The organism is Roseomonas sp. KE0001 (assembly GCF_016107285.1).
Taxonomy (GTDB): domain Bacteria; phylum Pseudomonadota; class Alphaproteobacteria; order Acetobacterales; family Acetobacteraceae; genus Pseudoroseomonas.
Genome location: NZ_RCVQ01000022.1, coordinates 1 through 10,016 on the forward strand (window position 1 = coordinate 1; position 10,016 = coordinate 10,016).

At 68.0% G+C, this 10,016-nt stretch carries 11 protein-coding genes and 2 pseudogenes; 7 read left to right on the forward strand and 6 right to left on the reverse strand.

Going from position 1 to position 10,016, the window contains the following annotated elements; all coding sequences use genetic code 11:
• Positions 1-689: pseudogene (locus tag D9598_RS20410) on the forward strand (transposase); the annotation flags it as partial.
• A 192-nt stretch (positions 690-881) separates the two neighbouring features.
• On the opposite strand, the gene D9598_RS20415 reads toward D9598_RS20410, so the two are convergent.
• The gene (locus tag D9598_RS20415; RefSeq protein ID WP_232477489.1) at positions 882-1,154 is read right to left on the reverse strand and encodes a gamma-glutamyltransferase; all 273 of its coding nucleotides are present in this window, start codon (positions 1,152-1,154) and stop codon (positions 882-884) included.
• 158 nt (positions 1,155-1,312) lie between these two features.
• On the opposite strand from D9598_RS20415, the gene D9598_RS20420 reads away from it, so the two are divergent.
• Positions 1,313-1,633, forward strand: coding sequence for a hypothetical protein (locus D9598_RS20420; protein ID WP_198368332.1), 321 nt, complete (start codon positions 1,313-1,315; stop codon positions 1,631-1,633).
• Position 1,634: 1 nt separating this feature from the next.
• Here the strand turns inward: D9598_RS20420 and D9598_RS20425 are convergent, their stop codons facing one another.
• From D9598_RS20425 to D9598_RS20435, 3 genes are read right to left on the reverse strand one after another with little or no spacing between them, the layout of a single operon-like run.
• Entirely contained in the window at positions 1,635-2,225 is a 591-nt protein-coding gene (locus tag D9598_RS20425) for a helix-turn-helix domain-containing protein (protein ID WP_198368333.1), read from the reverse strand.
• Positions 2,226-2,227: 2 nt separating this feature from the next.
• Complete coding sequence (locus D9598_RS20430; RefSeq protein WP_198368334.1) at positions 2,228-3,166, reverse strand: PDR/VanB family oxidoreductase; 939 nt, start codon at positions 3,164-3,166, stop codon at positions 2,228-2,230.
• Between the two features lie 17 nt (positions 3,167-3,183).
• Entirely contained in the window at positions 3,184-3,669 is a 486-nt protein-coding gene (locus tag D9598_RS20435) for an MOSC domain-containing protein (protein WP_198368335.1), read from the reverse strand.
• A 186-nt stretch (positions 3,670-3,855) separates the two neighbouring features.
• On the opposite strand from D9598_RS20435, the gene D9598_RS20440 reads away from it, so the two are divergent.
• The 5 genes and pseudogenes from D9598_RS20440 to D9598_RS20465 all read left to right on the forward strand — a co-directional run bounded on the left by D9598_RS20440 (position 3,856) and on the right by D9598_RS20465 (position 8,936).
• Positions 3,856-4,836 carry a tripartite tricarboxylate transporter substrate binding protein gene (locus D9598_RS20440; protein ID WP_198368336.1) on the forward strand — a complete coding sequence of 327 codons (981 nt, stop codon included), beginning with the start codon at positions 3,856-3,858 and terminating at the stop codon, positions 4,834-4,836.
• 62 nt (positions 4,837-4,898) lie between these two features.
• The gene (locus D9598_RS20445; RefSeq protein WP_198368337.1) at positions 4,899-5,579 is read left to right on the forward strand and encodes an MFS transporter; all 681 of its coding nucleotides are present in this window, start codon (positions 4,899-4,901) and stop codon (positions 5,577-5,579) included.
• A gap of 46 nt (positions 5,580-5,625) precedes the next feature.
• Positions 5,626-6,702, forward strand: coding sequence for an IS5 family transposase (locus tag D9598_RS20450; RefSeq protein WP_198368338.1), 1,077 nt, complete (start codon positions 5,626-5,628; stop codon positions 6,700-6,702).
• 184 nt (positions 6,703-6,886) lie between these two features.
• Complete coding sequence (locus tag D9598_RS20455) at positions 6,887-7,498, forward strand: MFS transporter (RefSeq protein ID WP_198368339.1); 612 nt, start codon at positions 6,887-6,889, stop codon at positions 7,496-7,498.
• Between the two features lie 85 nt (positions 7,499-7,583).
• A pseudogene (locus D9598_RS20465) lies at positions 7,584-8,936 on the forward strand (transposase).
• A 275-nt stretch (positions 8,937-9,211) separates the two neighbouring features.
• On the opposite strand, the gene D9598_RS20470 reads toward D9598_RS20465, so the two are convergent.
• A complete protein-coding gene (locus tag D9598_RS20470; protein WP_232477490.1) occupies positions 9,212-9,574 on the reverse strand; it encodes a GntR family transcriptional regulator in 363 nt (120 codons plus the stop codon).
• Between the two features lie 72 nt (positions 9,575-9,646).
• Positions 9,647-10,016 (reverse strand): hypothetical protein (locus D9598_RS20475; RefSeq protein WP_198368341.1); only part of this gene is annotated, 370 nt, incomplete at its 5' end.

Sequence of the window (10,016 nt, forward strand, 5' to 3'; positions counted from 1 at the left end):
CGAAGAACCGCCATGGCTGCTTCCGCGACTGTGACCTCCTGCGGCAGCTGTTCGAGGCAGTGCTCTCGCGCTGCATCCGGGAGGGCCTCGTCGGGGGAGAAGAATTCGCGGTCGATGGCAGTCTGATCAAGGCAGATGCCAGTCGGCAGAAAGGTGTCGAGACCTCCGAGCGGACAGAACCTGAGGAGGCGTGCCGTGCCGTCGAGGAGTACCTGGCGGTTCTCGACGATGCCGCCTTCGGCGCCGCGACGCCGGTGGCGGCGAAGTTCATCTCGCCGTCGGACCCGGCGTCCCGCTGGACCGGCGCCGAGGGCGGCCTCGCCTACTTCGCTTATGAGACAAACTACCTGATCGACCGCGACCACGCGATCACTGTCGACGTTGAGCCGACCACCGCCATCCGTCAGGCCAAGGTGACAGTCGCCAAGCGAATGATTGAGCGGGTCCGGGAACGCTTTGGTCTCTACCCCGCACGCCTTGCCGCCGACAGCGGCTACGGCTCAGCCGACATGCTAGGCTGGCTCACCTATGAGCAGGGGATCGAGCCGCATGTCAGCGTCACCGACAAGTCAGCTCGGCGGGATGGCACCTTCCAGCGGAGCGACTTCACCTTCGACCATGCTGGTGACGTCTACTTCTGTCCTGCCGGAAAGATGCTGGCCGCTAACGGCGTGCTGGTGAACGACGAGACAACCCTGTTGTACCGGGCGAGCACCTAGAGTGTTAATTGCCACTGAGAGCCGACCCCGGGGTTGCCACAGAGATCTGATGGGGTGGATGCCCGCTCCCGACGGCATGGTGATGTGCCAGAGTGATGTTGGTGAGAACGTCACGGGAAGGAGAAGGCATCCACCCCATCAGATCTTAGCGAAACTCAACACTTAAGACACTGTCAGCGCCGCCGGCGCCGGGCCCTGCCCGCAAATCCCCTTCTGGGCGTTGCTCTTGGTGTCATGGATGATGATGATGTGCGCGCCACCTAGCGGGCCGTTCCGGCCTGGCTCGGCGACCTGCAGGGTAAAGCCGGCTGTGGCAGCGGCGTCGAAAGCGTTGCCGCCACGCCCCAGCACCGCCATGCCGACCTGGCTGGCGATACAGTGCGTGCTGGCGACCGCGCCGAACGTGCCGGCAATCTCCGGGCGTGTCGTGAACATCGCGACGTCTTCCGCTCGCGCCAGGCTTTCTGTCCTTCAGCGCTATCTCTTCTGCTTCCAGAAGCGCCCGCTCTGCAGATTTTCGGCCGGGCCTCATCCGGCGTGATCACTGATCAGACTCCCTCATCGAGGCCAAAAGCCATTCGGCCGGTGACTCGGTGCAGACTACGCGGCGAGCGACCATCGCCGATGGCGCCCCGCTGACCTCGGCCAATGGGCTGCTGAACGCCCGGATCATCCATCTGGCACCGGAGGATGCGCCGTTGAGGGACAAGAACGCGCAGGCTGGCGACTGCCTGCTGCTGGCCCTGACCGGCACCGCTGAACTGCGCCTCCCGGATCGCTCGATCATCCTGGATCAAGGCGATAGCGTGCATTCCGCCCGCCATTTGCAAGTCCTGGTCCGGCGAATCGGGCCAGGACCGGCGACGCTGCTCGTCAACATTTTGCAGCGGCCGGGCGGGCAAGCTGCGTGCTGAGCTATCGGCGAGGGGGGCGCGCGACCGCCACCAGGGCAGAGGCGTGCTCATCCCCCACACGCCGCAGTCGATGCGCCAGATGACCAGGGAATTGCGCGCAATCGCCCGTTTCTAGCACGAAGCCCCGATCGGCGAAGCGCATCTCGATGGTGCCGCTTAGCACCAGCAGCAACTCCTCACCGGAATGCTCGGAAGCGGCGGCAGGCGCTGCGAAGGACGGGGCCGGGTAGATGACAAACGCCTCCAGCGCACCACCGGCCCGGCTGAACGTCTCGAAGCGGGCGGTGTCGGGATCGCCGCCAGGGCCAGCCACACGATCGGCGCGGCGGGTGACGCGGACGGCATGTTCGGCCACGCTTTCGCCGAACAACTCACCGACCGGAACGGCCAGCGCCTCCGACAGCCGCAGCAAGGTAGCGATGGAAGGGGCCTTTAGCCCGCGCTCCACCCGTGAAAGATAGCCCTTGTCGAGGCTGGCGGCTTCGGCCAGGGCATCCAGGGTCAGTCCGGCCGCCTGGCGCAGCGCGCGCAACCTGGCGCCCAGGGCAGGGCCGGGGGCCGCTCCGGCGGCCGCCATCAGTCTGGTCGCCATGCTTAGAGATCGACCAGCAACCGGTCCGAGGCGCATTGCGCGACACAGGCCATCAGATGCGTCCGCCGCCGCTCGGGCGAGAGCACCCGGTCGCGATGCACGGGCTCGCCTTCCAACCAGCGCACTTCGCAGGCCCCGCAAATTCCACCTTCGCAGGATGCATCCACCTTGGCCCCCAGCTTGCGCAGCGCCGCCAGCAGATTGTCGCCGGCAGCCAGTTCGGCCTCGGCACCGGATGATGCGAGGCGGATTGTATATGGGCGCGCCGAAGGGTCGAAGGGAAGGGGCGGCGGGGTGAAGTGCTCGATCCGGGCACGGCCCGCGGGCCAGTGCCGGGTCGCCTCGGCAAAGGCGTCCAGCATGAGGGCCGGGCCGCAGCAATAGGCTTGCAGCCCTTCCGTATAAGGGCCGAGCAGCGCCGCCAGATCCGGCCGGGGCGCCGCGCCGGTCTCGTGGCAGATGGCGCGCCCGGCTTCTATCCAGGGCATCAGTGCGGCCGGGCAGGGGGCCGGGCCACGGTGCAGCACATGCAGTACCCAATCGACGCCCAGCCTTTGCAGCACGGGCGCCATGGCCAGGAAGGGCGTGACGCCAATGCCGCCGGCGATCATGACATGCCGCGTCGCCGCCGGCTCCAGCGGAAAGGTGCAGCGGGGCATGGCAGCCTCGACGATGGCGCCTTCGGCCAGGCCATGCACCCAGGCGCTGCCGCCGCGCGAGGCGGCCTCCAGCTTCACCGCCACCTCCCAGCAATCGCCCGCCGCCGGGTCTCCGCACAGGCTGTAGGCGCGGGCGCCCAGCCCGGGCACCTGCAGATCCAGATGCGCGCCGGGGCGGATCTTCGGCAGCTTCCAGCCATCCGGGTCGCGTAGCGTTAGGCGGCGGATACCGGGGCCATCCGCGAGCACGCGGGCGACGACCAGGGTGATGAAGCGGGGCATGGCTCAGATCCGATCGTTCAGGCGGGGCGGATCACATCGCCACGGCGCACCGTGCCGCCTTCCAGGATGCGGCAATTCAGGCCAGAGCGATGCACCATGGCGTCAAAGACCTGCCGTTCCAGGATTTCCTCGATATGCCGGCAGGGAATGGAGAGCCGCGTCGCCTCCACCAAGCAGGCGCCGATGTGGAAGCGCTTTCCCACCAGCCAGTTCAATGGCACGCCGCGGGTAGTGATGTTGCGGCGATGCTCCTCGGGCAGCAATTCGATCTTGTAGTCGCGCTGGATGATCTCAAGCACCTCCGCCTCGAACAGCGTGACCTGGCGGCCTTCCTCGGGCTTCTCGGAGTAGAAGCCCTGCTCGACCCCGATGCGGTAGCGGTCGCCGACGATGCCCTCGCCTGCCACCAATTCGATGCTCTCCTGCGATTGCATCGGCAGGAAGGCGCGAGGGGTGGTGTGCAGATGCTCGACGAGGCCGAGCCAGCTGGGGTCTGCCGACATTTCGATTTGCTCCCGGTTTGGGCAACAAGTTGCCCAGTGGACTCTATTGAGGCAATCGCCTGCTGGATAAACCCTGACACACATTGGGCAACTGCGGAAGCCTACTGGGCAACATGCTCTGGCACGCAGCCTGCTTTGGGGTTGGGGATGCGCCGATCCGGCGCCTCCAGCCTGGGAGAAGCCGCTTTGCCTGACCCTGTCCCCGTTTCGCGCCGCCGCGCGCTGCTTGCCCTTGGCGCCGCCCTGCCGCTGGCCCGGCCGGCCCTCGCGCAGGCCTATCCATCCCGGCCCCTGCGCCTGATCGTCGGCTTCGGGGCAGGCGGCATCAGCGACCTCGTCGCGCGGCTGGTGGCCGAGGCCGCAGGGCAGGCCATGGGGCAGACCGTGGTGGTGGAGAACCGCACCGGCGCCGGCGGCAACATCGCAGCCGAAGCCGCAGCTCGCGCCGCGCCGGATGGCTACACCCTGCTCTTCGCCAGCCCCTCCCTGGTGTCGGTCAACCCGATCCTGATGCCGGGCGCTGGGGTCGATGTGGCGCGGGAGCTGGAGCCGGTGCTGCCCCTCGCTTCCACCCCGCATGTGCTGGTGGTGCGGCCGCAATCCGGGCTGCGGGACCTTCCCGCCTTCCTGGCCCGCGCACGCGCTGGCAAGGGTGAGATGAACTGGAGCACAGCGGGCGTCGGCACCGCCCCGCACCAGACTATGCTGCTGTTGCAGGCGCTGGGCGGCACCGGCTTCACCCCCGTGCATTATCGCTCCGGCGCCGCCGGGGTTCAGGCGGTGCTGACCGGCGAGGTAGATGTCACCTCCGAGGCCACCGCTGTGGTGGTCGAGCATATCCGCGCTGGCACTCTGACAGGGCTGGTCGCCGCCGCGCCAGAGCGGCTGTCGCTGCTGCCGGATGTGCCCACCGCCGCCGAGCAGGGGCTGCCGGGTTTACGGAATGGCTCCATAGCCGGGTTGATGGTGCCGCGCGGCACGCCGCCCGCCCGGCGCGAGGCCCTGCGCGCGGGCTTCGCCCAGGCCCTGGGCCAACCGGCGCTGCAACATCGCTTGGCGCAGCAGGGCACCATTCCGTTGCAGGGCGATGCCGAGGCCTTTGGACAGCTCATCGCCGCCGAGACCGCCCGCTGGCGGCCCCTGCTCGCCGGGCTTTCCGCTGGCTGAGCCACCTTCCCGACCGCCTTCGTTCGACCCAGCCGCGCCGCGGCCCCGCGAGGAATCCCGGAATGAGCGTTTCGACAGATGCCCACCTGTCCCAGGCCCACGCGCCGGATGCGGCGACCATGCGCCGGATCATCTGGTCCAGCGTGATCGGCACCGCCGTCGAGTGGTATGACTTCCTGATCTACGCCGCCGCCACGGCGCTGGTCTTCAACCGGCTCTTTTTTCCGGCCGGGGAACCGAGCCTTGCCACCATCGCCGCCTTTGGCACCTATGCGGTCGGCTTCTTCGCGCGGCCTGTCGGCGCCGCCATCTTCGGCCATTTCGGCGACCGGGTGGGGCGGAAGACGATGCTGGCGACCACCATCTTCATCATGGGCGTTGGCACCTTCCTGATCGGGCTGTTGCCCACCTATGAGCAGATCGGCATCGCCGCACCGCTGCTGCTGCTCGGCCTTCGCTTCCTCCAGGGTGTCGGCATCGGCGGCGAATGGGGCGGCGCCGTGCTGATGGTGGTGGAGAACGCGCCGACGCATCGCCGGGGCCTGATGGGCTCGATGGTGCAGGTCGGCAATCCCATCGGCAACCTGGCGGCCATCGGCATCTTCGCACTGGTCGCGCAAATGCCGGAGGAGCAGTTCCTGAACTGGGGTTGGCGCTTGCCCTTCCTGCTCAGCATCCTGCTGGTGGGCGTCGGCCTCTTTATCCGCATGAAGCTGGACACCTCCAGAAACCTCTCGCTCTGATCCTGTTTGGCTGATTCACTGACGCGGATTGGCATGGGGGGCGGCGATGGTTCGGCAGTCAGGGTTCTTCGACGTGGAGGAGCGACTGCGGGAACTGTCGGCCAAGGGCGATGACCTCGAGCGGATCGCCGCGCTGGTGGATTTCGCCATGTTCCGTGCCGAGCTGGAGCAGGCGGTGCCGCGGGCGGACGGTGCGAAGGGTGGCCGGCCCGCCTTCGATCAGGTGTTGATGTTCAAGATCCTGCTGCTGCAGGCGATGCACGGGCTGTCGGACGAGCGCTGCGAGTACCTCATCAAAGATCGGCTCTCGTTCATGCGCTTCCTCGGCCTTGGGTTGGCCGACCCGGTGCCGGACGCCAACACGATCTGGGCGTTCCGCGAGGCGCTGAAGCGGGCCGGCGCGGTCGAGCGGCTGTTCGCGCGGTTCGACGCCACGCTGCGTGCCGCCGGCTACCTGGCGATGGGCGGGCAGATCGTGGACGCGACCATCGTCGCCGCGCCGAAGCAGCGCAACACCGTGGCCGAGCGGGTGGCGATCAAGGCCGGACAGATCCCCGCAGGCTGGGCGGAGAAGCCCGCGAAGCTGCGTCAGAAGGACCGCGACGCGCGCTGGACGGTGAAGTTCTCCAAGGCCAGGCCGCGCGAGGATGGCGCGCCGCAGGTCGATCTCGCGGTTCCGGCCTTCGGCTACAAGAACCATGTCGCGATCGATCGCCGGCACGGCCTGATCCGCGGCTGGAGCGCCAGCCACGCCGCCGCCCATGACGGCGCGCGACTGGCGGAGGTGATCGACACCGGCAACACCGCCAGCGATGTCTGGGCCGACACCGCCTATCGCTCGGCGAAGAATGAGGCGTGGCTGGTTGAGCGCGGCCTGGTCTCGCGCATCCACCGCAAGAAGCCGCCCGGTCGGCCAATGGCGGCGAGGACGCGGCGGGCCAATGCCCGCAAATCGGCCGTGCGCTCGGCCATTGAACACGTCTTTGCCCGGCAGAAGGGGACGATGGGGCTGGTCGTGCGCACCATCGGCATCGCCAGGGCGCGGGTGAAGATCGGCCTCGCCAACCTGGCCTACAACCTGAAGCGGTTCGTCTGGCTCAGCAGCAAGGCCGCGCCGGCATAGCAAGCCGCCCGCCACCCCAGCGACCACGCTGCGGTCGCGGCCCCGTCACCAGGATGGCACCAGGCAACGGTCCCACTGCCGCCGAGGCAACCTCATCAGCCAAAACGACAGGGTTTCTGGAGGTGTCCAGCTGGAGGAGACGCCAGCCTTCCGGGCGGTGAAATCGCACAATGCCGTAGCCGAGATGCCGCTGGTCGAGATCTTCCGCGACCATCGTCGGCCGTTCCTGATCGCGGTCGGGCTGAAAGTCTCCGAGATCGCCTGGGCCAGCATCGCCAGCGTCTTTGTCATCGCCTATGCCACCACCCAGCTCGGCCTGTCCCGCAGCCTGATCCTGAATGCGGTGATGGCCTCCTCCTTCGTGGCCCTGTTCAGCATTCCGCTGTTCGGCTGGCTGTCCGATCTGGTGGGACGCCGGCGCATGTTCTACGCCAGCTGCATCTTCTCGCTGCTGTTTGCCTTCCCCTTCTTCTGGCTGATGGAAACCCGCGATCCGCTGATCATCTCGTTGGCGGTGATCGTCGCCATCAGCTTCGGCCAGATGGTGATGTTCGGCATCGGGGCGCCCTGGTACTCGGAACTCTTCACGGCAAGGCTACGATACAGCGGCGCGTCGCTGGGCTTCCAGATCGGCGCGGCGCTGAGTGGGGGGCTAACGCCCTTCATCGCCGCCAGCCTGATGGCTTGGAGTGGCGGCGCCACCTGGCCGATCTCCATCTACCTGATCGGTTGTGCCCTGATCACCATGTTCGCTGTCTCCAAGGCGCCCGAAACCGCCGGCCGGGCTCTGAGCTAAGCTCGACTTAGGCCATCTGAGGCGGGCGTAGGCGGCGAGGCGGGTGACTGGCTAGGCTGGCGTGTCCCCGCCAAGAGACGCCGCCATGCTTCACCTGCCATCCCGCTTCGCCGCGGTGATCCTGAGCTTTGCGCCGCTGTTTTTCCAGCGTAGCTGGCAACACGCCGAGGTGCTGCTGATCGGGGCTATCCTGGCGCCAGGCAAACGGACGGTGACCAGCCTGTTGCAGATCAGCGGCCTCGCGCAGGAGCGACGCTTCGTGAACTATCATCGGGTGCTGAACCGCGCGGTCTGGAGCCCCCGGGCAGCGTCACGCCTCCTGCTGGCGCACCTGATCACGACCTTCGCACCGGACGGGCCGGTCGTCCTGGGCATCGACGACACGATTGAGCGCCGGCGCGGCAAGCGGATTGCGGCCATGGGCATCTACCGCGACCCGGTGCGCTCCAGCCATGGCCATTTCGTGAAGGCTTCTGGCCTGCGTTGGACCAGCTTGATGCTTTTGGCACCTGTTCCCTAGGCAGGTCGGGTTTGGGCGCTGCCTTTCCTCTCTGCACTGGCGCCCTCCGAGCGGTACTGTCGCGAGCGGGGCGGGCGGCACAAGAAGCTTACCAACTGGGCTCGCCAACTGATCCTGCAGGCCCGCCGATGGCTTCCAGGGCGGGATATCGTGCTGGTCGGCGACAGCGGCTTTGCGGCCCTGGAACTGCTGGCCGCCCTGACCCGGAACAGGATCACCGGGATCACGCGCCTGCGGCTCGATGCCGCGCTCTACGACCCGGCGCCGCCACGGCTGCCCGAGCCCAATAGTCGGCCCCGCACCAAAGGGGCGCGGCGGCCCTACCTGTCGGAGGTGCTGGTCAGCACCGATACACGCTGGCAGCACGTGGTGGTCACCAGCTGGTACGGTGGGGGCGAGCGTAGCGTGGAGATCTGCTCGGCCACTGCCGTATGGCGTCATAGCGGAATGCCGATCCTGCCGATCCGCTGGGTCCTGGTGCGCGATCCTCATCGTCGGTTCCAGCCGCAGGCCCTGCTGTGCACCGATCCTGATCAGGCGCCCGAGCAGATCCTGTGTTGGTTCATCCAGCGCTGGCAGCTGGAGGTGTCCTTCCAGGAAACCAGGGTGCATCTCGGTGTCGAGACCCAGCGGCAGTGGTCGGACCTCGCCATTGCCCGCACAACGCCATGCCTGCTTGGGCTATTCTCGCTCGTCACCCTCCTGGCCGCCCAGCTCAGAGCCTCAGAACGCAATGCCGCGGCAAGCAGCGCTTGGTATCACAAGGAACGTCCGACCTTCAGCGATACCCTCGCCGTCGTGCGACGTCACCTCTGGTGCGAGCAAGGTTTCCTCACATCGCGGCATAGCGGCCACGGCGCAAAACCTCGGCGAGCGCTCCAGCACGCCTGGGCTTACGCCCTTTGTCACGCCGCTTGATGGCCAAAGTTGAGCTAAGAACGCCTTCTGTAATCGGGTCGGTCAATGACGGGCGGTGGATGTCACGTCGCGGGTTCCTCGCTTCTGTTCGTGGTCGGCGTGTAGCCGCCACAGGCTACGGCCAGGCAGACGGGGCAGGCCAATCTAACAAGCGGGCTCGGTGGATACCGGCACCGGCGCTGTTGCGGCCTTGCCCTGCCGCGTCCCCGCGACGGGACCTCGGACGCTGAGATCAGGAGCGCGGGCGGCTACGCCGCGACGGCCTCCTTACCCCATCAGAACCGGGTCAGGTCGTGCAGGTCGGCCAGGGAGATGGGGCTGGCGCGGAAGCCGCGCTGGTCCTCGGCGACGACGAGGCCGTCTGCCATCAGGCGGGACAGGGCCTCGCGGACGAGGGCGTAGCTGACCTTGAAGCGGGTATTGAGCGCGGCGATGGGCAGCTTCTCGCCGGGGCGGAAACGGCAGGCCACGATCTCCGCCCGCAGCCGGGCCTGGACGGCCGAGGTGAGGCTGCGCGCCTCCGCCGGGCCCTCCGCCCCGCCCATAGGCAGGCCGAAGGCGGCCGGGGTGCTTGGAGGGGCCTGCCGCCATTCGTCCGACATCGCCGACAGATTGAGGTCGGCGGAGTACGGTTTCAACGAGAATCGCAAATCGGTGGCGACGTGGGGAAAGATCGCGTGCGAGTACGGAGGTCGGCGCCGGAAGGCGGTTCAACTGCCCGCCAGTGCATCCAGCGCCTCCAGCGTCGCCTCCCGCCCCTCCAGTCCCTCGGCCGTCGCCGCCTGGCAACGCCGCAGGTCCTCCGCGAAGGCCGCCACCACCGGGGGCGCCGAGGTCGCGAAGCCGCTCAGCGCGTCCGTCGAGGAGCGCGTGGTCCCCGGCGAGGGCCAGCCCTCGAAGGTCACGACGGGCGGGGCGCCGCCGGCCTCGGCGAGGGTGTACTGGAAGCTCGGTGCCGCCGGGATCAGCCGCACGGTGAAGGCCGGCGCGCGGCGCATGAGGGCCGCGAGCGCCGCGACGTGCGCCCGGCGCCAGCCGGCCTCCGCCGGCGTCGCCGCTGCGCGGGCGTAGTCTCGCAGG

Excerpts from the sequence above, each read along its gene's own strand:
- D9598_RS20415 (WP_232477489.1), bottom strand. The coding sequence starts at position 1,154 with ATGTTCACGACACGCCCGGAGATTGCCGGCACGTTCGGCGCGGTCGCC.
- D9598_RS20425 (WP_198368333.1), bottom strand. The coding sequence starts at position 2,225 with ATGGCGACCAGACTGATGGCGGCCGCCGGAGCGGCCCCCGGCCCTGCC.
- D9598_RS20430 (WP_198368334.1), bottom strand. The coding sequence starts at position 3,166 with ATGCCCCGCTTCATCACCCTGGTCGTCGCCCGCGTGCTCGCGGATGGC.
- D9598_RS20435 (WP_198368335.1), bottom strand. The coding sequence starts at position 3,669 with ATGTCGGCAGACCCCAGCTGGCTCGGCCTCGTCGAGCATCTGCACACC.
- D9598_RS20445 (WP_198368337.1), top strand. The coding sequence starts at position 4,899 with ATGAGCGTTTCGACAGATGCCCACCTGTCCCAGGCCCACGCGCCGGAT.
- D9598_RS20450 (WP_198368338.1), top strand. The coding sequence starts at position 5,626 with ATGGTTCGGCAGTCAGGGTTCTTCGACGTGGAGGAGCGACTGCGGGAA.
- D9598_RS20455 (WP_198368339.1), top strand. The coding sequence starts at position 6,887 with ATGCCGCTGGTCGAGATCTTCCGCGACCATCGTCGGCCGTTCCTGATC.